This is a genomic window from Acidimicrobiales bacterium (assembly GCA_035536915.1).
GTDB lineage: Bacteria > Actinomycetota > Acidimicrobiia > Acidimicrobiales > JAHWLA01 > JAHWLA01.
Genome location: DATLNE010000020.1, coordinates 95,791 through 119,215 on the forward strand (window position 1 = coordinate 95,791; position 23,425 = coordinate 119,215).

Genomic DNA, 23,425 nt, shown 5'->3' on the forward strand with positions numbered 1-23,425 from the left:
CGTTCAGCTTGGCCGCTCGTGAGCGCGAGGATGGAGCACGTGATCTTTGACGGTTTTGCTCATCAGCTTCCCGACATCGACCCGGAGGTCACCCGCGAGTGGGTCGACTCGTTCGACGCCATCGTCGACGCCCAAGGGAAGGGCCGGGCCCGCTTCATCCTCATGAAGCTGCTGGAACGGGCGCGCGAGCAGCAAGTCGGCTTCCCCGCCACCGTCTCCACCCCCTACATCAACTCCATCCCCCCCGAGGACGAGCCGTGGTTCCCGGGCGACGAGCACATCGAGCGCCGCATCCGCGCCTTCATCCGTTGGAACGCCGCGGTGATGGTCACCCGGGCCAACACCCGCTCGGAAGGCATCGGCGGCCACCTGGCCACCTACGCGTCGTCGGCCTCGCTCTACGAGGTCGGGTTCAACCACTTCTTCAAGGGCAAGGACGACGGCCTCCCCGGCGACCAGATCTACTACCAGGGCCACGCTGCCCCCGGCATCTACGCCCGGGCCTTCCTGGAAGGCCGCATCTCCGAGGAGCAGCTCGACAACTTCCGCATGGAGCTGGGCGGCAAGGGCCTGTCGTCGTACCCCCACCCCCGGCTCATGCCGGAATTCTGGGAGTTCCCCACGGTGTCGATGGGCCTCGGCCCCATCAACGCCATCTACCAGGCCCGGTTCAACCGCTACCTCCACAACCGCCGCATCGCCGACACCTCGAAGTCGAAGGTGTGGTGCTTCGTCGGCGACGGCGAGACCGACGAACCCGAGTCGTTGGGCGCCCTGTCGCTGGCCGCCCGCGAGGGGCTCGACAACCTGATCTTCGTGGTGAACTGCAACCTGCAGCGCCTCGACGGCCCGGTGCGCGGCAACGGCAAGATCATCCAAGAGCTCGAGACGGTCTTCCGGGGCGCAGGTTGGAACGTGGTCAAGGTCGTGTGGGGCTCGAAGTGGGACGAGTTGTTGGCCCGCGACGTCAACGGGGTGCTGCTCAACAAGATGAACACCACGGTCGACGGCGAGTTCCAGAAGTACGCAGTGGAAACCGGCGCCTACATCCGGGAGCACTTCTTCGGCCCCGACCCGCGCCTGCGCAAGATGGTCGACCACCTGAGCGACGACGACCTGCGCAACCTGCCCCGTGGCGGCCACGACTACCGCAAGCTCTACGCCGCCTACCTGGCCGCCGTCGAGCACACAGGGGCGCCGACCGTCATCCTGGCCAAGACCGTCAAGGGCTGGACGCTCGGCCCTGAGGTCGAGGCCCGCAACGCCACCCACCAGATCAAGAAGCTCAACAAGGCGCAGCTGCAGTTGTTGCGCGACCGGCTGTACCTGCAGGACGAGATCCCCGACGAGGCGCTCGACACCGACATGCCGCCGTACTTCCGGCCCGCGGAGGACTCGGTGGAGTACCGGTACCTCGTCGACCGCCGCCGCGCCCTTGACGGGTCGATACCCCGGCGCACGTACCGGGCCAAGGCGCTGCCCGCCCCCGCCGAGCCCGTCTTCGGGGAGTTGCTGGTCGGCTCCAAGGGCCAGGCGGTGTCGACGACCATGGGCTTCGCCCGCCTGCTGCGCAACCTGTTGCGCGACGAGTCGATCGGCCGTCGCGTGGTGCCGATCATCCCCGACGAGGGGCGCACCTTCGGCCTCGACGCCCTGTTCAAGGAAGTGAAGATCTACGCGTCGGGGGGCCAGCGCTACGAGCCCGTCGATGCCAACCTGTTGTTGAGCTACGCCGAGAGCCAGCAGGGCCAGATCCTCGAAGAGGGCATCACCGAAGCCGGTTCCATGGCGTCGTTCACCGCCGCGGGCACGGCATACGCCACGTGGTCCGAGCCGATGATCCCGTTCTACATCTTCTATTCGATGTTCGGGTTCCAGCGGGTGGGCGACCTCATCTGGGCCTTCGGCGACATGCGGGGCCGCGGCTTCCTGCTGGGCGCCACCGCGGGCCGCACCACGTTGAACGGCGAAGGGTTGCAGCACGAAGACGGCCACTCGCTGGTGCTGGCGTCGACGGTGCCCAACATCGCCGCCTACGACCCCGCCTTCGCCTACGAGGTGGCGGTCATCGTGCGAGACGGCATGGCCCGCATGTACGGCGACACACCCCAGGACGTCTTCTACTACCTGACCCTCTACAACGAGAACTACGAGATGCCGCCCATGGCTGAGGGCACCGAGGACGGCATCATCCGCGGCATCTACCGGTTCTCACCCGCGCCCGACGGGCCGTCGCGGCGGGCCACCGTCCTGTTCAGCGGCACCGCCTACGGAGCGGCCACAGAGGCGCAGCGGCGCTTGGCCGAGGACCACGACGTGGCCGTGTCGCTTTACAGCGTCACCAACTACAAGCAGTTGCGCGAGGAGGCGCTGTCGACGGAGCGGTGGAACCGGCTGCACCCCGGCGAGCCCGCACGGGTGCCGTTCGTGACCGAGACGTTGAGCGGTGCGGACGGCCCGGTGGTCGCCGTCACCGACTTCATGAAGATGGTGCCCGACCAGGTCGCCCGCTGGGTGCCCCACCACTTCAGCGTGCTGGGCACCGACGGCTACGGCCGCTCCGACACCCGCGCCGCCCTGCGCCGCCATTTCGAGACCGACGCCGAACACCTGATCGTGGCCGTGCTCAAGGCGCTGGCCGACACCGGCGAGGGCAAGGCCGAAGACGTGGCCGACGCCATCGCCCGCTACGACCTCAACCCCGATCTCCCCGACCCCCGCACACTTCGGAGGTTTTACTGTCACACCCCGTCGGTTGAATGGGGGGCATGGGGAACATCGACCGCAATCTGAGCGTGGTCGGCGCATCGCAGGCCGGCCTCCTCGCAAGATCCGACATCCACGCCAGTGCCATGGTCCCGAAGCGACGGGTCGCCAACTGCACCTGGCAACGGCTGCAGCGGGGCGTCTACCTGACCGGCTCGGCGCCGCCCACCTGGTGGCAGCAGCTCCGGGGCGCCACCCTGGCGGCGGGACCGAGAGCGGTGGCGTCGCACCGGGCGGCGGCCGTGCTGTGGGGCCTCGACGGCTTCCGTTCGGCCCCGCTCGAGATACTGGTGCCGATCACATGTGGGCCGGTGCCGACAGGCGTCATCGTCCACCGCACGCGGCGCCTCGACCCGCGCGACGTGACCGTGCACAACGGCCAACCCGTCACCGTCGTGGAGCGCACCATCCTCGACCTGTGCCGCGACCGGTCGTGGCGGGTGGTCGAGGTTGCCCTTGAGAGCGCCATCCGCAAAGGGCTCACCACGCATTCGAAGTTGCGCCGGTTCCTGGAGGAGGGCAGCCGCCAGGGGCGCAAGGGCGTGCGGAAGCTGCGCACGCTGCTCGTCCAGCGCGAGGGCGAGCGCGCCGCCGGCAGTGCGGCGGAGGTGGCGTTCCTCCGCCTCGTGCGCCTCGCCGGCCTGCCGAGGCCGAAGCGCCAACACCGCATCGCGCTCGCCCACGGGGAGGTGGCGACGGTCGACTTCGCCTGGCCCGAGGCCCGCTTCGCCGTGGAGGTCGACGGTTTCGACGCCCACGGTGGACGCGAGGCTTTTTACCGGGATCGCGCCCGCGACAACGCCATCCGCGACCGGGGCTGGGGCATGCGCCGCGTCACGCTCGACGACATCCGCCGCCGGCCGGAAACGATCGTCACCATGCTCAACACCGAACTGCGAAGAACCCCGTCCACCCCGCGAAGTGTGCGGATGTCGGGATCGTTGTGATCCCCAACCCCGCACACTTTGCAGTGGGGGGCGGCGGGGGTTAGGCGCCGGTGGCGTGGAAGCCGCCGTCGACGTGCACCAGCTCGCCGGTGGTGGCGGGGAACCAGTCCGACAGCAGGGCGATGCACGCCTTGGCGGCGGGTTCGGTGTCGGCGACGTCCCACCCCAGCGGCGCCCGGGTCTGCCATAGGTCCTCCATCTGCGAGAACCCGGGGATGCCGCGGGCGGCCACAGTGCGCAACGGCCCGGCCGCCACCAGGTTGACCCGCACGTTGAGCGGGCCGAGGTCGCGAGCCAAGTACCGCGACGTCGACTCCAGCGCCGCCTTGGCCACGCCCATCCAGTCGTAGATGGGCCACGCCACGGTGGCGTCGAAGTCGAGCCCGACGACCGAGCCGCCGCCCGCCGCCTTGAGCAGCGGCAGGCACGCCTCGGTCAACGACTTCAACGAGTAGGCCGACACGTGCAACGCCGTCGACACGTCCTCCCACTGCGCCTTGAGGAAGTCGCCACCAAGGCACGATTCCGGCGCGAACCCAATGGCGTGGAGCACCCCGTCGACCCGCCCCCACCGCTGCTCCAATTCGGCCGTGAGCCCGCCCAGGTGCTCGGGGTTGGTGACGTCGACCTCGAGCACGTCGGCCTCCGTCGGCAACCGACGGGACGCACGCCGCGTCAGCGACATGGCCCGTCCGAACGAGGTCAGCAGCACCTCGGCCCCCTGCTCCTGGGCCAGCCGCGCCACCGAGAAGGCGATCGAAGAATCCGTGAGCACACCGGTCACCAGCACTCGCTTGCCGTCGAGCAACATGTCGCCTCCTAGAGCGGGCTGTTTGAGTGGCGCCGTTGCGGCAGCCGCTCACGCTTGTTCTTCAAGGCGCGCAGGGCGCCGACCACCGCCCGCCGCGTCTCCTCCGGCGGGATGACCTCGTCGACGTAGCCCCGCTTGGCCGCCATGTCGGGCGAGCAGTAGCGGGCCGCGTAGTCGGCCTCCAGCTTGGCCCGCTCGGCCGGTTCGGTCAGCCGCTTGCCGTGCAGGATCTGCACAGCACCGGGCGCACCCATGACGGCGAGTTCGGCCTTGGGCCAGGCGAAGCAGGCGTCGTTGCCCATGCCCTTGGAGTCCATGACGATGAACGCACCGCCGTAGGCCTTGCGCAGCACTACGCAGATGCGCGGCACCGTCGCCGCCGCGTACGCGTGCACCAGTTCGGCCCCGTGGCGGATCATCCCCCGCCACTCGATGTCCTTGCCCGGCTGGAACCCCGGCGTGTCGACGAAGGTGAGCAGCGGCAGGTTGAACGAGTCGCACAGCTGCACGAAGCGAGCGGCCTTCTTCGACGCCTCGATGTCGAGGGTGCCCGCCAACTGGCACGGCTGGTTGGCGATGACCCCGACCGGCCGTCCCTCCACCGTGGCAAAGGCGGTGACGACGTTGCCCGCGTGCAGCGCCCGCACCTCGAACACCGACCCCTCGTCGACCACGTCGCGCACCACCACCCGCACGTCGTACGACGACGTGGCGGACTCGGGCACGGTGCGAGCGGCCACGTCGGAGGTCCGGTCAGCTGCGTCGTCGGTCCAATGCAGCGGCGGTTCTTCCATGTAGTTGGACGGCAGGTAGGCGAGCACGTCGGCGACCGCGTGCAAGGCCGCTTCTTCGTCGTCGGCCACCAACGAGGCCACGCCGCTGCGCGCCGCGTGCACGGCCGCGCCGCCGAGGACCGAATGGGTAACCCGCACCCCGGTCAATTGCTCGACCACGGCCGGGCCGCTGACGTAGGCAGTCGCCTCCGCCGTCATCACCACGATGTCGGCCATGCCCAGCAGCAACGCGGGCCCCGATACGCACGGGCCCACCACGGCCAGCACGATGGGCACTGAGCCCGACGCCTGCGACAGCGCCCGGGCCACGCGCCCCCAGGCATGAAGCGACGCCACCCCCTCGGTGACGTCGGCACCACTGGTAGCCAGCACCCCCACGATGGGCACGCCGACATCGACCGCCGTGCGCACCAAGCGCTCGATGGTCTCGCCTTCGACCGTCCCGATGGCGCCGCGGTGGGCGCCGCCGTCGAGGCGGAACCAACCGACCGTGCGCCCGTCGAACTCTCGAATGTCGGCCTCGGCCGCACCTTGGCGGCAGGCTGCGACGGCAAGCAGACGGCTCAGGACGCAGGCCCCACGATGATCGAGGCGTTGTGGCCGCCGAAGCCGAACGAGTTGGAGATGACGGGCTTGGCGCCCACCTGGCGCGGCGAACCGACCACCACGTCGAGGCTGATGTCGGGGTCGGTCTGCTCGTGGTTGGCCGTGGGCGGCACCAGGCCGTTGCCGATGGCGAGCAGCGACGCCACGGCCTCGGTGGCGCCTGCGGCGCCGATGAGGTGCCCGGTCACGCCCTTGGTCGACGTCACCGGCGGCGGCGTGCCGCCGAACACCTTGAGCATGGCCTCGGCCTCGGCCGCGTCGTTGAGGGGCGTCGAGGTGCCGTGGGCGTTCACGTGCCCGATGTCCGCGGGCTGCAGGCCCGCGTCGGCCAATGCCAGCTCCATGCACGCCACCGCGCCGCCACCACCGGGGGCCGGCGCGGTGATGTGGTAGGCGTCGGAGTTCCGCCCATAGCCGAGGACCTCGCCGTAGATGCGGGCGCCCCGGGCCACCGCAGCGTCCCACCGCTCGAGGACGAGGAACGCCGCGCCCTCGCCCATCACGAAGCCGTCACGGGCCGCGTCGAACGGGCGCGACGCCAGCTCCGGGGCATCGCGCCGCGTGCTCAGCGCGCCCATGCGGGCGAACGCAGCCAGCGCCACCGGGGTGATGGCCGCTTCGCTGCCGCCCGCCAGCACCACGTCGGCCGAGCCGTCGCGCACCATGCGGAACCCTTCACCCAACGCGTGGGTGCCCGCCGCGCAGGCGGTGGCGATGCAGATGTTCGGGCCGGTCCACCCGTGCTTCATGCCGACCAACGCCGCGGTGGCGTTGGCCATCATCATGGGGACGAGGAAGGGGCTCACGCGGGTCGGACCCCGCTCGAACATGACCTTCTCCTCTTCCTCCTGGGTGCTGAGGCCGCCGACGCCCGTGCCTGCCACCACGCCGCAGCGCGATGGGTCCACGTCGATGGCGCCCGCGTCCGCCATAGCGTCGACGGCCGCAGCGAAGCCGAGTTGCGCGGCGCGATCGGCGCGGCGCGACTCTTTCGGCCCGAGGTAGGCAACCGGGTCGAAGTCCTTCACCTCGCACGCGAAGCCGACCGGCAGCTCGGAGCCGTCGAACCGGCTGATCGGCGCGGCGGTGGAAACGCCCCGCAGCAGCGACGCCCAGAAGGTGTCGAGGTCGTTGCCTGCGGGCGTCTTCACGCCCAGGCCGGTGACGGCGACGCGATGCGACGTCACGCCCGCGCCGCCACCTTCGACACGACCACGTCGATGGCTTGGCCCACGGTCTTGATGTCGGCCAGCTCTTCTTCGGGGATGGCGATGTCGAGCTTCTCCTCCAGCGCCATGACGACCTCGACCAGGTCGAGGCTGTCGGCGTCGAGGTCGTCCTTGAAGCTGGCCTGCTCGGTCACGGCGTCGGCTTCCACGCCGAGTACCTCGACGGCCACGTCACGCAGGGTCGAGAGGATGTCTTCACGGTTCATGTTGCTTCTCCTTGTTACGAACGTTGCGAACGGTGTTGCGAACGGTGTTGCGAAACTCAGTGGCCCATGCCGAGGCCGCCGTCCACGGGGACGACGGCTCCGGTCACGTAGCCAGATGCCTCGGAGCAGAGGAAGGCGACGACAGCCGCCACTTCCTCCGGCGTTCCGAGGCGCCCGAGCACGACCTCAGCGGCCAGTTGCTCGATGCGCTGGGGGGATAGCGCGTCGAGCATGGCGGTTGCGATCGGCCCGGGCGCCACCAGGTTGCAGGTGACGCCACGCGAGGCGAGCTCGCGGGCGACGGACCGCGTCAGGCCGATGAGGCCGGCCTTGGCGGCTGCGTAGTTGACCTGCCCGGCCGAGCCCGTGGAGCCGACAACCGACCCCACGTTCACGATCCGGCCGTAGCGGGCCTTCATCATCCCGGGCGTGGCCCGGCGGACGGCGTAGAAGGCGCCGTCGAGATTGGTACGGAGCACTTCGCTCCACTGCTCGTCGGTCATGCGGAGCAGCAAGCCGTCGCGCGTCACCCCCGCGTTGTTGACGAGGACGGTGACCTTGCCGAGCGACAGCTCGACGGACCCGAAGGCGGCGTCGACCGACCCGGGGCGGCTGACGTCGAGCTGCACGGGCAGGCCGCGCCCGCCCGCTTCCTCGACGGCGGCGACGGTCTTGGCCGCGCCCTCGTCGTCGTGCGACCAGCCCACGGCGACGTCGTGGCCTTGCTGGGCCAGGGCCACCGCACAGGCGCGGCCGATGCCGCGCGAGGCGCCGGTGACGAAGGCGACGCGGCGCTCGCTCACGACGCCCTCCACCGCAACACGGCACTGGCCCACGTCATGCCTGCGCCAAAGCCGCTCAACAGGACGAGGTCGCCGTCGGCGAGGTCCGCTTCGGCCAAGGCCAGGGGGATCGACGCCGCCGAGGTGTTGCCGTAGCGCTCGATGTTCAACACGGCGCGGTCCATGGGGATGCCCAGGCGGTCGGCGGCGGCCGAGATGATCCGGGTGTTGGCCTGGTGGGGCACGAACACGTCGATGTCGGCGGCCGTCACGCCGGCTTGGGCGAGCGCCTTGTTGGCCGAGTCCACCAGGGCACGCACGGCCCGGCGGAAAACTTCGGGGCCGTCCATGTGCATGTGCTGTTCGCCGAGTGGCACTTCGAGGATCGAGGCCAAGGAGCCGTCGCACCCGGTATCCCACGAGAGCAGGCCCGCTTCGCCCTCGCGGCGAGCGACGACACCCGCGCCCGCCCCGTCACCGAAGAGGATCGAGGTCCCCCGGTCGGCGGGGTCGACGATGCGCGAGAGCACCTCGGCTCCGACCACGAGCACGTTGTCAGCGCGTCCCGTCTCGACCAGCGAGGCAGCCACCCCGAGGCCGTAGACCCAGCCCGAGCACGCGGCCGTAAGGTCGAAGGCGCCGCACCGGAGGCCCAGCAGGTCCTGCACGGCCGACGACGTGGCAGGCAGCTTCTGGTCGGGCGTTGTGGTTGCCAGCACCAGCAGGCCTATGTCGTCGGGCGTGAGGCCGGCGTCCTTGACAGCCGCCGCGCCGGCGGCAGCGGCCAGCGAGGCGGTGCTGTCGTCAGGCCCGGCGACCCGCCGTTCCCTGATGCCGGTCCGGTCCACGATCCACTGGTCGTTGGTGTCGACGCGGGCTTCGAGGTCGGCGTTGGTCAATCGCCCCTCGGGCACCGCACTCCCCAGCCCGGTGACAACGGCGCGCGCTGCCGTCACAGGGTGCGGAGCCAGGCGACGGGCTGGCTTTCGCGCACCCGCTCCCCCGACACAGCCAGCATCCCCATCAGGAACCCACGGAAGGGCGACCTGATGTGGACGGGTTCGCCGCCGACCGTCACCGTCCCGATCGACTGGCCCGCTTCCACGATCTCGCCTTCGGTGGTCACCACTTCGGGGGCCAACGGCTGGAAGACACCAAGGGCCGGGGCCACAATCACACGCTCAGGAACCAGGAGCTCCTCACCAGGTGCGAGCAGAACAGTCATCGTCCAACCTCCATGGTCTCGGGCGTCGAGACATTGCGAACAGGAACATCGGGCACGGTGCGCTTGGCCATGCCGGCCAGGGCCGCACCGGGGCCCACTTCGATCAGTGAGGCGACGCCGAGTGCGGCGATCGTCTCCAGGCAGGCGCGCCAGCGGACCGGCTGCACCAAGTGGTCGGCGAGGCGGCTGCGCCAACCCTCGCCGTCCGCATACGGGGTGGCGTCGCCGTTGGACACCACAGGCGCGGTGCCGGAGGCGAACGAGAGGGCGACCAGCACCGGCACAAGCGCCTCGCGGGCGTCGTCCATGAGCGGGGTGTGGAAAGCACCGCCCACGTTGAGGGGCAGCACCTTGCGCACACCTGCGGCCCGGGCCGCTTCGACGGCCAGCTCGAGGCCGGCGGGCGTGCCTGCGATCACCACTTGCCCGGGGGCGTTGTCGTTGGCCGTCCAGCAGGCGTCGGGGGCGGCGGCGCATGCGATGGCGACCTGCTCGTCGGTGGCGCCCAGCAGGGCCGCCATCCGGCCGGGGCGGGCGTCGGCAGCGGCCTGGGTGGCGTCGGCCCGCTGGAGGGCGAAGCGGATGCCGTCTTCGAAGGAAAGCGCACCGGCGGCGATCAACGCAGTGACCTGGCCCAGCGAATGGCCGGCGAAGCAGGCGACCTCGTCGACCTCGGGGCGCACGACCTCCCACGCCAACAGCGACGCCAGTAGGACGCTCAGCTGTGCCTCACGGGTTCGTGCGGGCGCGGGGCCCACGAGCAGCGACTCCAGCGAGGCGCCCACCACGTCTTCAGCTCGGCCGACCACTGCGTCCCAAGCCGGATGGGCTCGCCAGGGGGCGCCCATGTCCGAAGCCTGCGCGCCTTGTCCGGGGAAGAGGATCCCCACAGCCATACGATGCGACCTTTCCCAGCTGGTGATCGGAGACTCCGACCAATCGCTCCCCTCAATAGTTACACAGAAATCTCGAACGGTTCGAGAAATCCGTATTACTATTCGGTAGCAATGATCGAGTACCGAGTCGACGAGCTGGCCTCCGCAGCAGGGATCAGCGTGGAAGTGCTCAGGTCGTACCAGTCCAAGGGACTCGTACCGCCGCCCCGCCACACAGGCCGCGTCGCCTACTACGACGACACACACCTCGACCGGCTCAAGCTCATCCGCGACCTGAAGACACGGGGCCATTCGCTGCGGGCCATCGCCTCGATGCTCGACAACGGCGCCGCGGCCACCCCCCAGCCCATTGCCGCGGCCGTGCTGGCTTCCGAGAACGAGACGCTCACGCTCAGCGAACTGGCGGAGCGCACCCGGGTGCCACCGGCCATGCTGCGCTCGCTGGAGGGGTCGGGCGTGCTCCGGCCGTACCGAACGGGCGAGGAACGGCGCTACACCCCGGCCGACGTGCGGGCGGTGAAGATGCTCCTCAGCCTGGTGGGCAGCGGGGTGCCCATGGAGGAGTTCATGCGGGTGGCCCGCGTGCAGTTGGAGGCGGCCGACGCGGTGGCCCAAGGCGCCGTCGAACTCTTTCTGCGCTACGTGCGCGAGCCGATGCTCGCCGCGGGCATGCCGAGCAAGGTGGAGGCCGACCGGTTGGTGGCGGCCTTCCGCCTCACCCTGCAGGCTGCCTCCGAGCTCATCAGCTACAACTTCCAGCGCACCCTGCTCGACGCCCTCCAAGAGGAACTCGACCAGCACGGGACGCGGGCGGAGCGGGCGGCCCTGCGCAAGGACGTCGCCCGCCGCCTCAACCTGGCCAAGCCGGCCTGAGACATGGACTACGTCTCGTTGTTGCCGCACCGCCCGCCGTTCCGCTTTGTCGACGCCGTCGATGCCGTGGTGCCCGCCGAGTCGGTGACGGCGCGCTACCGGGTCACGGGCGAAGAGGCGTTCTTGGCCGGGCACTTCCCCGGCAACCCCGTGTTCCCTGGCGTGATCCAGTTGGAGGCGTTGGCTCAGGCAGGGGCCATCGCCGTGCTGTCCGACGAGCGCTACGCCGGGAAACTGCCGCTGTTCGGCGGGGTCGAGAAGGTGCGGTTCCGGCGCATCGTCCGGCCCGGCGACGAGTTGCGTTTGCAGGTCGACATCGAGCGCCTCAGCGCCCGCGGCGGCTGGTGCCAGGCGCGAGCCTCGGTCGAGGGCGCCACGACCTGCGAAGGCCGGCTGTTCTTCGCCCTGGGATAATGCCCAGCGATGCCTTCGACGCTCGCCCTCTCCGGTGACCCGGCCGCCGACAAGCTGCTCTCCAAGGACCCGCTGGCCCTGTTGATCGGCATGGTCCTCGACCAGCAGGTCCCGTTGGAGTGGGCCTTCGCCGCCCCGCTGCGCCTCAAGGAGCGGTTGGGCGGGCGACTCGATGCCGCCGAGATCGCCGCCATCGACCCCGACCGGCTGGTCGAGGTCTTCTCGCAGACACCGGCGCTGCACCGCTTCCCTGGTGCCAACGCCAAGCGGGTGCAAGAGCTGTGTCGCATCGTGGTCGACGAGTACGGCGGCAAAGCGGCCCGGGTGTGGAAGTCGGCCAAGTCGGGCGACGAACTGTTCCGCAACATCAAGGCGCTGCCGGGTTTCGGCGAGCAGAAGGCCCGCATCTTCATCGCCCTCTTGGCCAAGCAACTGGCGGTGCAGCCCGAGGGCTGGCAGGAAGCGGCGGGCGAGTTCGGCAAGCCCGGCACGCACATGTCGGTAGCCGACATCACCGGGCCGGAGACGTTGGCCAAGGTGCGGGAGTACAAGCAGGCCAAGAAGGCAGCAGCCAAGGGATGAGACCCGGGGCGGACGCCCTCGAATCGATCTTCTCGGCGTCCTTCTAGCATCGGCGCCGTGGAGGTCATCGCCAACGGCTCGGCCGTCAAGCTCCCCGACGACGCCACCGTCGCCGACCTGCTGGCGTCGATGGGGCTCGGCGGCAAGTGGGTGTTGGTCGAGCGCAACGGAGAGCCGGTGAAGCGGGCGGAGTTGGCGACGACGGCGTTGGCCGAAGGGGACCGGTTGGAGTTGGTGCGGGCGGTGGCCGGTGGCTGAGCGGCGGCTGTACCTCTGCACCCCCGACCGGCCCGACCTGGCGCAGTTCGTGGCCGCGTGCATCCGGGGCGGCGTCGACCTGGTGCAGTTGCGCGACAAGCACCTCGACGCCCGGCCGCTCCTCGATCGGGCCCGCGTCGTGCGCGACGTGTGCCGAGACCACGGCGTGCCGTTCATCCTCAACGACCGCCCCGACCTGGCGCTGGAGGTCGAGGCCGACGGGGTGCACGTGGGCCAGGACGACGCGCCGCCCTCGCTGGCCCGCCGCCTCCTCGGCCCCGACGCCATCGTGGGGCTGTCGACGCACGCACCCGCCGAACTCGACGACGCCGCAGGCGAACCCGTCGACTACATCTCCGCCGGGCCGGTGACGCCGACGCCCACCAAGCCGGGGCGCCCGGGCACTGGCCTGGAGTACGTGACATACGCAGCGCACAACGCCACCCGCCCGTTCTACGTGACCGGCGGTGTCACCCCTGAGACGGTGAGCGCGGTGGTCGAAGCGGGTGCTCGCCACGTGGTGGTGGTGCGCTGGTTGACCGAGGCAGCAGAACCGGAGCCCGCGGCGCGAGCGCTGCGGGCCGCACTCGACGGCGCGCTAGAGGTGCTGGCGGTCGAGCCAGCCGAGCAGCACGGCGACGGCCCGGGGGTCGTGGCGCAACCGGTGCCCGGCACCCGTCACCACCCGTAGTTCGACCTCGCCGTCGGCGGCGTCGGCCAGAGCGCGGGCGTCCATCAGCGGCACCGTCTCGTCGTCGCCCCCGTGCACCAACAGCACAGGGCGGGGCGGGATCTTGCCGATGAGGTTGAGCGGGCGGATCTCCCGCAGCTCTCGGCCCCACGCCTCTACGTCGGCGGGAAAGCCCTTGCTGCCGACGACCCCGATCTCTCGGGAGTGCTCGAGGAACTTCTTGTGGTCGCTGGCCCAGTCGTCGAAGTCGGCCGGAGCAGCGAAGGCGGCCACGCCCTTGACCCGTTCGTCCTCGCCTGCCGCGCACAGCGCCAGCGAGCCGCCGGTGGAGAAGCCGGCAAGCCACACGCCGTCGACGTCGGCCACCGTCGGCAAGTGGTCGATAGCGGCTCGCACGTCCTCCAGCCACCCGCCCAGGGAGAAGTCGCCGGGCGACCCGCCGGCGCCCCGGAAGTTGAACGTCAGCACCGCCCACCCGGCATCGGCGGCCAGCCGTTCGGCCAGCTGCGGATAGGTCTGCCCCGCTGTGCGAGCGCCCTTGGTGCCCGGCGGAAACCCGTGGCACAGCACCAGGCCGTGCTGGAAGTGGCCAGGTCCGCCCGACGTCGGAGGGGGCGAGGCCAGGTAGCCACGCAGGCGCAGCCCCCCGGATTGGATCTCGGTTTCCACAGCGCTCCCCACGGTACCGGTCAGAGGCCGAGCAACCGGCGCGCGTTACCCACCAGCAGCTTCTCCTGCACCTCGGCGGGCGGGTCGTATGTGGCGAAGGCGTCGAGCCACTTGGTGAAGCGGATGAACGGGTAGTCGCTGCCGTAGAGGGCCCGGTCCTGCATCGGGCCGAGCACCGCCTTCGTCAGCTCCGGCGACCACTTGCGAGGCGACCACCCCGACAGCTCCAGCCACACGTTGGCCTTGTGCTGGGCCACGGCCAGCATCTCGTCCTGCCAGGGCCACGAGGGATGCGCGGCGATGATCTGCAGGTCGGGGAAGTCGGCGGCCACGTCGTCGAGCAGGATCGGCCGGCAGTAGCCGAGCTTGATCCCGCCGCCGCCGGGCATGCCCGCACCGAGCCCGGTCGTGCCGGTGTGGAACAAGGCGGGTATGCCGAGCGACACCGCCGTCTCGTAGAGGGGGTAGAAGCGGGTGTCGTTGGGGGCGAAGCGCTGGCAGCCGGGGTGGAACTTGAGGCCCTTCAGGCCCAGCTCCTCCACGGCCCGGCGGGCTTCGTCGATGGCCTTGCGGCCCTTCCACGGGTCGACCGAGGCGAAGCCCACGAAGGCGTCGGGGTGGCGGCGCACGCAGTCGGCCACGAAGTCGTTGGTGACCGGCGGCAGGCCCGTCGCCGTCTCGGCGTCCCATGCCAACAGCACGGCGAGCACGTCGTCGGCCCGGAACTCGTCGGCCATCTCGTCGACCGTGCGTTCCTCGATGACCATGCGGAAGTGGCGCTCGGTGGCCTCCCGCATGGGGCCGAGGGAGGCGTTCAGCCACTCGTGCGTGGCCAGGTGGACGTGCAGGTCGATGGCCTTCACGCGCTGAGCTCGACCTCGTTGACGCAGTGGCGGCAGGGCTTGTAGTTGCGGTTGCGGGCCTCCACCAGGACGTCGGGGCCGAAGGTGGCGAACTGCTCCGACGCCAACAGGTCGTCGAGGGCGCAGTCGTCGGTGATGTTGTCGAGGTCGTGCACGACCGTGCTGCGCTTGTCGCCCAGCCAGCGGAAGTGCTCGAAGCGAATGGGTCGAGACATGGCTGGAACTGTACGCGGACGCGACGAAGGGGCGCCGAAGCGCCCCTTCGCCAAGATTGTGCTGAAAGGTCTCGATCTGCCGTGCTGCGTCGGATGGGACCGGTTCCGACTGGGCGGTTCGAGCGGTGCCTGGCTTGGACTCACCAGGTGGTCCAGCTTGCCGCCTAGCGGCCAGCCACCTCCAGGGTCCCGCAACTATCAGACGAACTCAGTTGGACCACCTCCTTTCTCTGGTACCGGCGATGGTACAACGGCCCCGTTCGTAATTCGAACATTTACGAGGCGGTGTTCACGCCTGGTCCGGAGGCACCTCGGGGCCGATGGCGCCGATGGCTTCGAGGTAGCTCATCTGGGCGTCGAGCACGGCGTGCACCTGCGGCGCCGTGTAGTCCTGGCCCACCGTGGCCGCCTTGCGCAGCACGTAGTCGACGGTCTCGGCGCCGCCCACCACCACGGGGCTGCCCGAGGGCACGGCGTGGCCGTTGCCCGAGGTCGACTTGATGCGGAAGAACTCGAGGTTCCAGTCGATGATGCGGCGCACGTCGTCGTGGCTGAGCACGGCGCTGACCTCGAACGGCAGGTGCTCCGCCACCCACTCGACCGCTTCGTCGAGGTCGAAGACGGGGCGGGGCGGAACGGCGTCGAGGCGGCGGGCCTCTCGGCCGATCACCACCGCGGCGATGGCGAAGACGATCCCGACGGCGAGGGCGATCCAGACGACGGCCATGGCGAGCCCGAGGCTACCCTCGCCGCCCATGCGGATCGCCATTGCCTCCGACCACGCCGGATTCCGCATGAAGACGGCGGTCATCGCCCACCTGCAGGCCAGCGGCCACGAGGTCACCGACCTCGGCACCGACAGCGAGGCGCCGGTCGACTACCCGGCGTTCTGCGCGGCGGCGGCCCGGGCGGCGGTGCGAGGCGAGGCCGACTTCGCCATCGTGCTGGGCGGCAGCGGCCAAGGTGAGCAGATCGCCGCCAACAAGGTGCACGGGGCGCGGGCGGCGCTGTGCCAGGACGAGCTCATGGCCCGCCTGGCCCGTCAGCACAACGACGCCAACGTCCTGTCGCTGGGAGGGCGGGTGTTGGGCGAGACGGTGGCGCTGGCCGTGGTCGACGCCTTCCTGGCCACCCCGTTCGAAGGCGACCGCCACGTGGCCCGCCTGGCCCAGGTGGCCGAGATCGAACGCGAGGAAAGCGCCGGGTCGTGACCCGCGTTCTCTGATAATCTGATCGCATGAAGGAGATCTCGGCCACGGAAGCGGCACGGGGGTTCTCCGATGTGCTCGACGCCGTCGAGCACCGGCACCAATCGTTCGTCGTCATCCGCGGGGGCCGACCGGTGGCGAGGCTTGAGCCCGTCGCCACGGTGGACGGCAAAGCGCTGAAAACCCTGCTCGCCACACACAAGCCCGACAAGGCGTGGCTCAAGGAGCTCACCGAGATGCGCGATTCGCTCGTCGTCGAGGAGCGGTCCTGGCCGGCCTGATCCTCGACACGTCGGTGCTCGTCGATGCCGAACGGCAGGGCGCGGCACTCGCCCGGATCGTGGCCGATGACGACGACGTCGCCATCGCCGCCATCACCGTTGCCGAGCTGCTGGTCGGAGTGGAGTTGGCCGAGGGGAAGCGCCGGGCGGCGAGGCAGAAGCTCGTCGACGCCATCATCGACACGCTGCCGATCGAGGACTACGACCTCAACGTCGCCCGTCGCCATAGCGAGTTGCTTGCCCACGTGCGGCGAGCGGGCCGGCCGCGAGGTGCCCACGACCTCGTGATCGCCGCCACCGCACTGGCCCGGCGGCGGATCGTCGTGACGGCCGACGCCCGAGGCTTCGACGGCCTCCCCGGCGTCACCTATCGCGCCACCCGCTGAGCCGATCGCCTCAGCCGAGGCGTCTCGATGCCCAGGCCACCACGGCGACGATCACGCCGGACGCGGCTCCGACGAGCCAGAGCAAGCCCAGCCCGCCGACGATCACACCCGCCGATACGTCGAGATCAGGCAGGAACTGCGCCGCCCCGACGGCGGCGGCGATCGCCAGCACGACAGAGGCGCCGCCAAGACAACCGAGCGTCGTTCCGGCAACCGCTGTGAAGATGCGGGAGTCGGCTCGACGGGCCGTCATTCCGGCACCGATCTGGCACGCCACGCAGAAAGCCAGCAACGCGACGAGGCCGCCGACGCCCAGGAGGTCGACCGCCTCGTCGGACATGTCGAACACAAGAGCCGATGCCGAGGGAAGTGCCACGACAGCACCACCGACGACGCTTCGCCGGCGACCCCTCCGCACTGCGCCGTTCACGGCAACCCCCGTTCGTCGCGAGTACATAGCCGGCGATTTCCGCCGGCTATGTACTCGGGACAGCGGTTAGAGGCCGATGCGCTGGGCGAGGAGCTCGCGGTGGTACGAGGGGTCGCCGAAGAGCAGCTCGGACGACTTGGCCCGCTTGAAGTACAGGTGGGCGTCGTGCTCCCAGGTGAAGCCGATGCCGCCGTGGATCTGGATGTTCTCGGCCGCAGCGTGGAAGTACGCATCGGAGCAGTAGGCCTTGGCCAGCGAGGCCACCACGGGCACCTCGTCGTTGTCCTCGGACGCCGCCCAGCCTGCGTAGTACGCCGCCGACTTGGCCGACTCGACCTCGAGCAGCATGTCGGCGCACTTGTGCTTGATGGCCTGGAACGAGCCGATGGGCCGGCCGAACTGCACCCGGTCCTTGGCGTACTGCACGGCCATCTCCAGGCACTTCTGCGCCCCACCGACCTGCTCGGCCGCCAAGGCGATGGCAGCCAGGTCAAGCGTCTTGGTCAGCACGCGGGAGCCGTCGCCCTCGCTGCCCACCAGCCGAGCGGGCACGCCGGCGAACTCCAGCCGGGCCTGCTTGCGGGTCTGGTCCATGGTCGACAGCGCAGTGCGGGTGAGCCCCGACGCCGAGCCGTCCACGGCGAACAGGCTGATGCCGTCACCGGCACGGGCTGCGACCAGGACCAGCGAGGCGATGTGGCCGTCGAGCACGAACGACTTTGTGCCCTCCAGCGTCCAGCCGTCGCCCGACTTGGTCGCCGCCAGGGTGATGCCGCCCTCGTCCCACCGGCCGTTGTCCTCGGTGATGGCCACGGTGGCGATGGTCTCGCCCGAGGCGATGCCCGGCAGGAACTCCTTCTTGGCGGCGGCGTCGCCCGACGCCAGCAGGGCGTTGGCGGCCAGCGCCACCGTCGAGAAGTACGGGGCGGCCAGCAGCGCCCGGCCCATCTCCTCGAGGATGACGGTCAGTTCGACGTAGCCGTAGCCCGAGCCGCCGTACTCCTCGGGGATGGCCAGGCCCTGCAGGCCGAGCTGGTTGGCCATCTGGTCCCACACAGCGGGGTCGTAGCCCTCGGTGGTCTCCATGAGACGGCGGACTTCGGTGCTCGGAGACTTGTCGTCGAGGAAGCGGCGGACGGAGCGGCGAAGCTCTTCCTGCTCCTCGCTGAAGGCGAAGTTCACGGCTAGGTTCCCCTTTGAATCGGGCGACAGCGGCGAAGCCAGTTTTACTAGACCGGGCGGTCAAGATGCATTTCGCGGACACGCAGGCGGAGATCCACAAGCTCGTCGTAGGGCCGGTCGACAACAACGTCTTCGTGGTCCGCTGCAAGCAGACGGGCGACGCGGTGCTGATCGACGCGGCCAACGAGCACGAGAAGCTGCTCGAACTGTGCCGGCGCCTCGGGGTGCGTCGGGTGCTGGAAACCCACGGGCACTGGGACCACATCCAGGCCGTGCCCGCCGTGCGCGACGCGGGCTACGAGGTGGGCGTCACCGGGGCCGACAGCGAGATGCTGCCCTCCTACGACTTCGTGCTGGAGGACGACACCGTCATCGAAGTGGGCCGCCTGCGCCTGCGCACCATCGCCACGCCGGGCCACACCCCGGGCTCGATGTGCTTCCTGCTGGAAGGCTCGCCCGTGCTGCTCAGCGGCGACACGTTGTTCCCTGGCGGCCCCGGCGCCACCAAGTTCCCCGGCGGCGACTTCGACCAGATCATCGCCTCCATCGACCGCCGCCTGTTCACCCTGGCGCCCGACACCGTCGTGATGCCGGGCCACGGCGACGACACCACCATCGGCACCGAGCGCCCCCACCTGCAAGCGTGGGTCGAGCGAGGTTGGTGAACACCGCCGACCTGCCCGCCACGCCGGTGCGCGACGGGGTCATCCTGGCGACCGACTGGGACGAACGGCCCGACCGGCTGCCGCCCGATGCGCTCTACCGCCGCCGCATCGGCTCGTGGCTGCTGTGGCGCACCGGACCGCCCAAGGGCGACGACACCCACTACTACGCCTTCCACGCCGACGACCTCGGCAACGTGCGGGAGTTCCCGTTCGAGGACCAGTCCTTCCGCACATGGAAGGAAGGCCTGCGCGACTCGCCGTAGCCCTAGCCGACGAGCGCCACGACCATGCCGAGGACGACGGGCACGACCAAGGCCAGGACGATGACGATGGCCACCACCCGGGCCAGGCCGCCTTGCCCTCGGCGGCGCCGACGGTTGACACCGGTGGCGAAGCGCCCGAACCCCTCGACCTCGCCTGCGGGCGAGTTCGGGTTGTTCTCCAACTCCCAGTCGTCGTCGGGCATGCCTACAGCCTCCCAGCTTCGAAGGCCGCCGTCTCCGCCGCGTCGACCTGCTGCTCGATAATCGCCAGTCCACCGTCCCAGAAACCGGGGTCGGCCAGGTCGCAGCCCACGATCTTGCCGAGGTCCTCGGGCGCCATCGACCCGCCGCTCGACAGCAGGTGGAGGTATCGGGGCACGAAGTCGGACCCCTGCTCCTCGTACTGGCGGTAGACCGACAGCGCCAGCAACTGCCCGTAGGAATAGGCGTAGACGTAGCCGGGCGTGTTGACGAAGTGCGGGATGTACGACCACCACGACTTGTAGCCCTCGGTCACCTCCACGGCGTCGCCGAACAGCTCGCGCTGGCTGTCCGCCCACAGCTCGCCGATGCGCTCCACCGACAGCTCACCCTCGGTGCGCCGGGCGTTGTGGGCCAAGTGCTCGAAGCGGTTCATGGCCGTCTGGCGGAACACCGTGGCGATGGCGCCTTCGATGCTCTGGGCCAACAGCCCCAGCCGCGACTCCGGCGTCGACGCCGCTTCCAGCAGGCGGCCGAACGTCACCGTCTCGCCGAAGACCGACGCCGTCTCGGCCAGCGTCAGCGGGGTGCCCTGGTGGAACACCCCCTGCGGCCGCGACAGGTAGGCGTGCAGCCCGTGGCCCAACTCGTGGGCCAGCACCAGGACGTCGGAGCGCCGGGCCGTGTAGTTCAACAGCACGTAGGGATGCACCGACGGCACCGTGTACATGCAGAACGCACCGGGCTGCTTGCCCGGGCGGGGCGGGGCGTCGATCCACCGGCGGTCGAAAAAGTCGCTCGCCACCGACGCCAACTCAGGCGAGAACGAGGCATACGAATCGAGCACGATGCGGCGGGCGTCGTCCCACTCCACCCGCTCGTCCTCGCCCACCACCGACGCGGAACGGTCGTAGTCGGCCAGCCGGTCGAGCCCGAGCAAGCGGGCCTTCAACCGGTACCAGCGCTGGGGCAGGTCGTAGCGGTTGCGCACCGACGACACCAGCGCCTCGACCGACTCGTCGGACGCTTCGTTGGCCAGGTTCCGCGACGCCAACCAGTGGCCGTAGTGGCGCAGGCGGTCGTCGACGGCCTTGTCGAGCAGCAGCGTGTTGAAGATGAAGGCCCGGGTGCGCAGGCCCGGTGCCAGCCCGGCGGTCACGCCCTCGGCGGCCGCCTTGCGCACCGAGCGGTCGTTCGACGTCAGCCGGCTCAGCGCTTCTTCGAGGCCGATTACCTCGCCGTCGACGGGGATCTCCAGCGACGAGAGAAGCTCGCCGAACAAGCGGGCCCAGGCGCTGGCCCCGCTGACCGACTTCTCGCTGAGCACTCGCTCCTCGGGCTCCGACAGCAGGTGCTCGCGGTAGCGGCGGGCGTTCTCCAAGTGGTGGCGGGCGAACTCAAGCCCCGGCGACTCCAGCAACGCGCCGGCCTGTTCGTCGGACAGCGCCGCCCACTCGATGTCGAAGAAGATGAGCTTGGTCGTCACCGCCGTGCCCCGTTCCTGCACGTGCTGCATGCGGGCGCCGTTGGCCGGATCGGTGGTGTCGGCGGCGAAGCGCAGGTAGGCGTACGAGCCCGCCCGCTCCAGCAACTCGTGCACCGCGGCCAAGTCGTCGACGAAGGCCACGAAGGCCTCGGCGTCCATGCCCGCAAGGGCGCCGCGCTGCGAGGCCATGGCCTCGGCGCGGGCGTCGGCTTCGTCGAGGAAGCGGTCGACGGCGTCCTCGCCGCCTCCGTCGAGCAGGTCGGAGAGGTCCCAGGCGACGTCGGTGGCGCTCATGCCGCGGTCATGGGGTCGCGGGGCACGGAGATGAGTTCGAGTTCAGGAGGCAAGCCTTCCACCTTCACATTCGTGTCGGAGACTTCGACGGTCACGCGCCGGCCGGCCAGCGGGATGCGGTCGACGCGCAGGTACTCGATGCCCTCGGGCAGGACGGGCGACAGCCACACCTTGCCGTGGGGCACCCACGGGTCGAGGCGCAGCAGCGTGCGCAGGAACAGCAACGGCGAGGCGGCCGCCCACGCTTGCGGGGAGCACGAGGTCGGATAGCTGACGACCGAGGGGAACTCGTCGCGGTCGAGGCCGCTGAACAACTCGGGCAGCCGACCGCCTTGGCTCAGCGCGGCATCGAGCATGGCGGTGATGACGCGCTGGGCCTCTTCCACGAAGCCGTAACGCATGAGGCCCGAGGCGATGATGGCGTTGTCGTGGGGCCACACCGACCCGCAGTGGTAACTGATCGGGTTGTAGCCGTGCATCGACGCCCCGAGCGTGCGGATGCCCCACCCGCTGAACATGTCGCGGCTCAGCAAGCGCTCGGCCACCATCGGTGCCTTGTCCTCGTCGACGATGCCCGTCCAGAGGCAGTGGCCCATGTTCGACGCCAACGAGTCGACGGGCCGCTTGTCGGCGTCGAGCCCGAGGGCGAACCAGCCCTTGTCCTCCAACCAGAAGTCGCGGTTGAAGGCCCGCTTCAACTCCGCCGCCTTGGTGCGGAAGCGCTCGGCCGTGGCGGGGTCGCCTGCCTCGGCGGCGAAGTGGGCCCGGGCCAGGTAGGCGCCGTACACGTAGCCCTGCACCTCGCACAGGGCGAGCGGGGTGCGAGCCAGGTCGCCGTTGGCGAAGCGCACGCCGTCCCAGGAGTCCTTCCACCCTTGGTTGACCAGGCCGCGGTCGGTGGCCCGCTGGTACTCGACGTACCCGTCGCCGTCGCGGTCGCCGAACTCCTCGATCCAGGCCATGGCCCGATCGGCGTGCGGCAGCAGTTGGTCGACCACCTCGGCGGCCAAGCCCCAGCGCCGCAGCTCGCCCAGCAGCATGACGAACAGCGGCGTGGCATCCGCGGTGCCGTAGTAGACGCGGCCGCCGCCCAACGACAGCGAGGCGGCGTCGCCGAAGCGCATCTCGTGGAGGATGCGGCCGGGCTCTTCGTCGTTGCGGGGGTCGACGTCTTCGCCCTGGAAACGGGCGAGCGTCTGCAGCACGCCGAGGGCGAGCTCGGGATCGACGAGCAGCGCCATCCACGACGTGATGAGCGAGTCGCGCCCGAAGAGCGTCATGAACCACGGCGCGCCTGCGGCGATCACGGCGCGCTCGGGGTAGTCGGGGTCGAAGATGCGCAGGGCGCCGAGGTCCTCGGCGCTGCGGGCGGTGACGGTGCGCAGGCCGTCGTGGTCGGTGTCGACCAACGGGATCTGGCGGCGCCACTTGGCCAAGCGCTCGACGGGGGTGGCCCGTTCCACCGGTTCGCCGCAGCGGTAGCGGGGCTCGATCTCTTCGCCGTCGATCGACGGGGTGAGCTGGACGCACGTCGACCACTGGCCCTTGGGCGGGACGATGATCTCGAACACCGCGAGGTCGCCGCTCAGTTGCGCGGGCTGGCTGAACTGCACCCGCGCCCCCCGGCGCGAGGAGCCGTAGCGGTGGGCGAAGACGAACTGCCCGTCGGCCAGTTCGGTGGTGCGGGCGCCGACGGCTTGGGGCCTGCCTTCCTTGACCTCGAACAGCCCGGCGAAGTCGGCCTGCACGACGAGCTCGACAAGGCAGAAGGCGGGCTCGTCGCCGAAGTTGCGCAGCACGACGTCCTCGCGCATGCCCCGGCCGATGTAGCGGTAGCGGAAGACCATCAGCGTGCTGTCGGCTTGCCCCGGGCGAGGGCGGGTGCGCGACACGAAGACGGCCGAGAACGGTTCGGGCGTCTCTGCGGCCAGGGGCTCGGGCGGCTGGCCGTTGATGCGCAGTTCCAGTTGCGACAGGAAGCGGGTGTCGCGGAAGAACAGCCCTTGCGGCGAGCCGGGCACGATGTCGCCCGAGCGGCCGGAGATGGCGAAGGCCGAGCCCTCCACCAACGTGACCGTGCCGCCGGGCTGCCCCAGCGGTGCGCTCTCCCCTGCGAACGTCCACGGATCCGCCACTGCCGCGGAACCTTACTGCCCTGTCCCGAGTACATAGCGTGCGGCTCCGGCACGCTATGTACTCGGG

The 23,425-nt window shown here is 70.2% G+C and carries 28 protein-coding genes and 1 pseudogene; 12 read left to right on the forward strand and 17 right to left on the reverse strand.

Going from position 1 to position 23,425, the window contains the following annotated elements; all coding sequences use genetic code 11:
- The first annotated feature begins 39 nt into the window (after positions 1-39).
- Together aceE and VM938_05655 are read left to right on the forward strand one after the other, a co-directional pair.
- Positions 40-2,721, forward strand: a pseudogene (gene aceE, locus VM938_05650) (pyruvate dehydrogenase (acetyl-transferring), homodimeric type).
- 47 nt (positions 2,722-2,768) lie between these two features.
- Positions 2,769-3,713 (forward strand): DUF559 domain-containing protein, encoded by a 945-nt coding sequence (locus tag VM938_05655; GenBank protein HVF74514.1) that lies wholly within the window; start codon positions 2,769-2,771, stop codon positions 3,711-3,713.
- Positions 3,714-3,753: 40 nt separating this feature from the next.
- On the opposite strand, the gene fabI is transcribed toward VM938_05655, so the two are convergent.
- From fabI to VM938_05695, 8 genes are read right to left on the reverse strand one after another with little or no spacing between them, the layout of a single operon-like run.
- A complete protein-coding gene (gene fabI / locus VM938_05660; protein ID HVF74515.1) occupies positions 3,754-4,521 on the reverse strand; it encodes an enoyl-ACP reductase FabI in 768 nt (255 codons plus the stop codon).
- Between the two features lie 11 nt (positions 4,522-4,532).
- The gene (locus tag VM938_05665) at positions 4,533-5,885 is read right to left on the reverse strand and encodes a carboxyl transferase domain-containing protein (GenBank protein ID HVF74516.1); all 1,353 of its coding nucleotides are present in this window, start codon (positions 5,883-5,885) and stop codon (positions 4,533-4,535) included.
- Positions 5,882-7,111 carry a beta-ketoacyl-ACP synthase II gene (gene fabF / locus VM938_05670; protein ID HVF74517.1) on the reverse strand — a complete coding sequence of 410 codons (1,230 nt, stop codon included), beginning with the start codon at positions 7,109-7,111 and terminating at the stop codon, positions 5,882-5,884. Before fabF ends, VM938_05665 begins: the two co-directional genes overlap by 4 nt.
- Positions 7,108-7,359 carry an acyl carrier protein gene (acpP, locus tag VM938_05675; protein HVF74518.1) on the reverse strand — a complete coding sequence of 84 codons (252 nt, stop codon included), beginning with the start codon at positions 7,357-7,359 and terminating at the stop codon, positions 7,108-7,110. The genes fabF and acpP overlap by 4 nt, the downstream gene beginning before the upstream one ends.
- Positions 7,360-7,415: 56 nt before the next feature.
- Positions 7,416-8,162, reverse strand: coding sequence for a 3-oxoacyl-[acyl-carrier-protein] reductase (gene fabG / locus VM938_05680; GenBank protein ID HVF74519.1), 747 nt, complete (start codon positions 8,160-8,162; stop codon positions 7,416-7,418).
- Positions 8,159-9,097, reverse strand: coding sequence for a beta-ketoacyl-ACP synthase III (locus tag VM938_05685; protein ID HVF74520.1), 939 nt, complete (start codon positions 9,095-9,097; stop codon positions 8,159-8,161). Before VM938_05685 ends, fabG begins: the two co-directional genes overlap by 4 nt.
- Entirely contained in the window at positions 9,094-9,366 is a 273-nt protein-coding gene (locus tag VM938_05690) for a hypothetical protein (GenBank protein ID HVF74521.1), read from the reverse strand. Before VM938_05690 ends, VM938_05685 begins: the two co-directional genes overlap by 4 nt.
- Positions 9,363-10,262 (reverse strand): ACP S-malonyltransferase, encoded by a 900-nt coding sequence (locus VM938_05695; GenBank protein ID HVF74522.1) that lies wholly within the window; start codon positions 10,260-10,262, stop codon positions 9,363-9,365. The genes VM938_05690 and VM938_05695 overlap by 4 nt, the downstream gene beginning before the upstream one ends.
- 111 nt (positions 10,263-10,373) lie before the next feature.
- Between VM938_05695 and VM938_05700 the strand changes: the two genes are divergently transcribed.
- From VM938_05700 to thiE, 5 genes are read left to right on the forward strand one after another with little or no spacing between them, the layout of a single operon-like run.
- Positions 10,374-11,135 (forward strand): MerR family transcriptional regulator, encoded by a 762-nt coding sequence (locus tag VM938_05700; GenBank protein ID HVF74523.1) that lies wholly within the window; start codon positions 10,374-10,376, stop codon positions 11,133-11,135.
- A gap of 3 nt (positions 11,136-11,138) precedes the next feature.
- The gene (gene fabZ / locus VM938_05705; protein ID HVF74524.1) at positions 11,139-11,549 is read left to right on the forward strand and encodes a 3-hydroxyacyl-ACP dehydratase FabZ; all 411 of its coding nucleotides are present in this window, start codon (positions 11,139-11,141) and stop codon (positions 11,547-11,549) included.
- Between the two features lie 9 nt (positions 11,550-11,558).
- On the forward strand, positions 11,559-12,131 hold the full coding sequence (locus VM938_05710) for an HhH-GPD-type base excision DNA repair protein (GenBank protein ID HVF74525.1): 573 nt from the start codon (positions 11,559-11,561) through the stop codon (positions 12,129-12,131).
- A 57-nt stretch (positions 12,132-12,188) separates the two neighbouring features.
- Positions 12,189-12,389, forward strand: coding sequence for a sulfur carrier protein ThiS (thiS, locus tag VM938_05715; GenBank protein ID HVF74526.1), 201 nt, complete (start codon positions 12,189-12,191; stop codon positions 12,387-12,389).
- Positions 12,382-13,080 (forward strand): thiamine phosphate synthase, encoded by a 699-nt coding sequence (gene thiE, locus VM938_05720; GenBank protein ID HVF74527.1) that lies wholly within the window; start codon positions 12,382-12,384, stop codon positions 13,078-13,080. The genes thiS and thiE overlap by 8 nt, the downstream gene beginning before the upstream one ends.
- Here thiE and VM938_05725 read toward each other — a convergent pair.
- The 4 genes from VM938_05725 to VM938_05740 form a co-directional block, all read right to left on the reverse strand.
- Positions 12,988-13,749 carry an alpha/beta fold hydrolase gene (locus VM938_05725; GenBank protein ID HVF74528.1) on the reverse strand — a complete coding sequence of 254 codons (762 nt, stop codon included), beginning with the start codon at positions 13,747-13,749 and terminating at the stop codon, positions 12,988-12,990. The two genes, thiE and VM938_05725, sit on opposite strands and share 93 nt — an antisense overlap.
- A 20-nt stretch (positions 13,750-13,769) precedes the next feature.
- Positions 13,770-14,612: an amidohydrolase family protein gene (locus VM938_05730; protein ID HVF74529.1), complete on the reverse strand. Its 843-nt coding sequence runs from the start codon at positions 14,610-14,612 to the stop codon at positions 13,770-13,772.
- Positions 14,609-14,827: a hypothetical protein gene (locus tag VM938_05735; GenBank protein HVF74530.1), complete on the reverse strand. Its 219-nt coding sequence runs from the start codon at positions 14,825-14,827 to the stop codon at positions 14,609-14,611. The genes VM938_05730 and VM938_05735 overlap by 4 nt, the downstream gene beginning before the upstream one ends.
- Positions 14,828-15,116: 289 nt before the next feature.
- Positions 15,117-15,554, reverse strand: a complete 438-nt coding sequence (locus VM938_05740; GenBank protein ID HVF74531.1) for a hypothetical protein — start codon at positions 15,552-15,554, stop codon at positions 15,117-15,119.
- A 28-nt stretch (positions 15,555-15,582) separates the two neighbouring features.
- Between VM938_05740 and rpiB the strand changes: the two genes are divergently transcribed.
- Genes rpiB through VM938_05755 form a run of 3 tightly spaced genes read left to right on the forward strand, consistent with a single transcriptional unit; the run spans position 15,583 to position 16,702 of the window.
- On the forward strand, positions 15,583-16,038 hold the full coding sequence (gene rpiB / locus VM938_05745) for a ribose 5-phosphate isomerase B (GenBank protein ID HVF74532.1): 456 nt from the start codon (positions 15,583-15,585) through the stop codon (positions 16,036-16,038).
- A 26-nt stretch (positions 16,039-16,064) separates the two neighbouring features.
- Entirely contained in the window at positions 16,065-16,316 is a 252-nt protein-coding gene (locus VM938_05750) for a type II toxin-antitoxin system Phd/YefM family antitoxin (protein ID HVF74533.1), read from the forward strand.
- Positions 16,250-16,702 (forward strand): PIN domain-containing protein, encoded by a 453-nt coding sequence (locus VM938_05755; protein HVF74534.1) that lies wholly within the window; start codon positions 16,250-16,252, stop codon positions 16,700-16,702. Before VM938_05750 ends, VM938_05755 begins: the two co-directional genes overlap by 67 nt.
- A gap of 10 nt (positions 16,703-16,712) precedes the next feature.
- Here VM938_05755 and VM938_05760 read toward each other — a convergent pair whose 3' ends face one another.
- Both VM938_05760 and VM938_05765 read right to left on the reverse strand, forming a co-directional pair.
- Positions 16,713-17,078, reverse strand: a complete 366-nt coding sequence (locus tag VM938_05760) for a hypothetical protein (protein ID HVF74535.1) — start codon at positions 17,076-17,078, stop codon at positions 16,713-16,715.
- A 120-nt stretch (positions 17,079-17,198) separates the two neighbouring features.
- Positions 17,199-18,314 (reverse strand): acyl-CoA dehydrogenase family protein, encoded by a 1,116-nt coding sequence (locus VM938_05765; GenBank protein HVF74536.1) that lies wholly within the window; start codon positions 18,312-18,314, stop codon positions 17,199-17,201.
- 65 nt (positions 18,315-18,379) lie between these two features.
- Between VM938_05765 and VM938_05770 the strand changes: the two genes are divergently transcribed.
- On the forward strand, positions 18,380-18,979 hold the full coding sequence (locus VM938_05770) for an MBL fold metallo-hydrolase (GenBank protein HVF74537.1): 600 nt from the start codon (positions 18,380-18,382) through the stop codon (positions 18,977-18,979).
- A complete protein-coding gene (locus tag VM938_05775) occupies positions 18,976-19,242 on the forward strand; it encodes a hypothetical protein (protein ID HVF74538.1) in 267 nt (88 codons plus the stop codon). The genes VM938_05770 and VM938_05775 overlap by 4 nt, the downstream gene beginning before the upstream one ends.
- A gap of 2 nt (positions 19,243-19,244) precedes the next feature.
- Here the strand turns inward: VM938_05775 and VM938_05780 are convergent, their stop codons facing one another.
- From VM938_05780 to VM938_05790, 3 genes are read right to left on the reverse strand one after another with little or no spacing between them, the layout of a single operon-like run.
- Complete coding sequence (locus VM938_05780; GenBank protein ID HVF74539.1) at positions 19,245-19,445, reverse strand: hypothetical protein; 201 nt, start codon at positions 19,443-19,445, stop codon at positions 19,245-19,247.
- Between the two features lie 2 nt (positions 19,446-19,447).
- Positions 19,448-21,223 carry a M3 family oligoendopeptidase gene (locus tag VM938_05785; protein HVF74540.1) on the reverse strand — a complete coding sequence of 592 codons (1,776 nt, stop codon included), beginning with the start codon at positions 21,221-21,223 and terminating at the stop codon, positions 19,448-19,450.
- Positions 21,220-23,358: a glycogen debranching N-terminal domain-containing protein gene (locus VM938_05790; GenBank protein ID HVF74541.1), complete on the reverse strand. Its 2,139-nt coding sequence runs from the start codon at positions 23,356-23,358 to the stop codon at positions 21,220-21,222. Before VM938_05790 ends, VM938_05785 begins: the two co-directional genes overlap by 4 nt.
- Positions 23,359-23,425 lie beyond the last annotated feature (67 nt).

Excerpts from the sequence above, each read along its gene's own strand:
- VM938_05655 (HVF74514.1), top strand. The coding sequence starts at position 2,769 with ATGGGGAACATCGACCGCAATCTGAGCGTGGTCGGCGCATCGCAGGCC.
- acpP (HVF74518.1), bottom strand. The coding sequence starts at position 7,359 with ATGAACCGTGAAGACATCCTCTCGACCCTGCGTGACGTGGCCGTCGAG.
- VM938_05690 (HVF74521.1), bottom strand. The coding sequence starts at position 9,366 with ATGACTGTTCTGCTCGCACCTGGTGAGGAGCTCCTGGTTCCTGAGCGT.
- VM938_05695 (HVF74522.1), bottom strand. The coding sequence starts at position 10,262 with ATGGCTGTGGGGATCCTCTTCCCCGGACAAGGCGCGCAGGCTTCGGAC.
- VM938_05700 (HVF74523.1), top strand. The coding sequence starts at position 10,374 with ATGATCGAGTACCGAGTCGACGAGCTGGCCTCCGCAGCAGGGATCAGC.
- fabZ (HVF74524.1), top strand. The coding sequence starts at position 11,139 with ATGGACTACGTCTCGTTGTTGCCGCACCGCCCGCCGTTCCGCTTTGTC.
- VM938_05710 (HVF74525.1), top strand. The coding sequence starts at position 11,559 with ATGCCTTCGACGCTCGCCCTCTCCGGTGACCCGGCCGCCGACAAGCTG.
- VM938_05735 (HVF74530.1), bottom strand. The coding sequence starts at position 14,827 with ATGTCTCGACCCATTCGCTTCGAGCACTTCCGCTGGCTGGGCGACAAG.
- VM938_05740 (HVF74531.1), bottom strand. The coding sequence starts at position 15,554 with ATGGCCGTCGTCTGGATCGCCCTCGCCGTCGGGATCGTCTTCGCCATC.
- rpiB (HVF74532.1), top strand. The coding sequence starts at position 15,583 with ATGCGGATCGCCATTGCCTCCGACCACGCCGGATTCCGCATGAAGACG.
- VM938_05750 (HVF74533.1), top strand. The coding sequence starts at position 16,065 with ATGAAGGAGATCTCGGCCACGGAAGCGGCACGGGGGTTCTCCGATGTG.
- VM938_05770 (HVF74537.1), top strand. The coding sequence starts at position 18,380 with ATGCATTTCGCGGACACGCAGGCGGAGATCCACAAGCTCGTCGTAGGG.
- VM938_05780 (HVF74539.1), bottom strand. The coding sequence starts at position 19,445 with ATGCCCGACGACGACTGGGAGTTGGAGAACAACCCGAACTCGCCCGCA.
- VM938_05785 (HVF74540.1), bottom strand. The coding sequence starts at position 21,223 with ATGAGCGCCACCGACGTCGCCTGGGACCTCTCCGACCTGCTCGACGGA.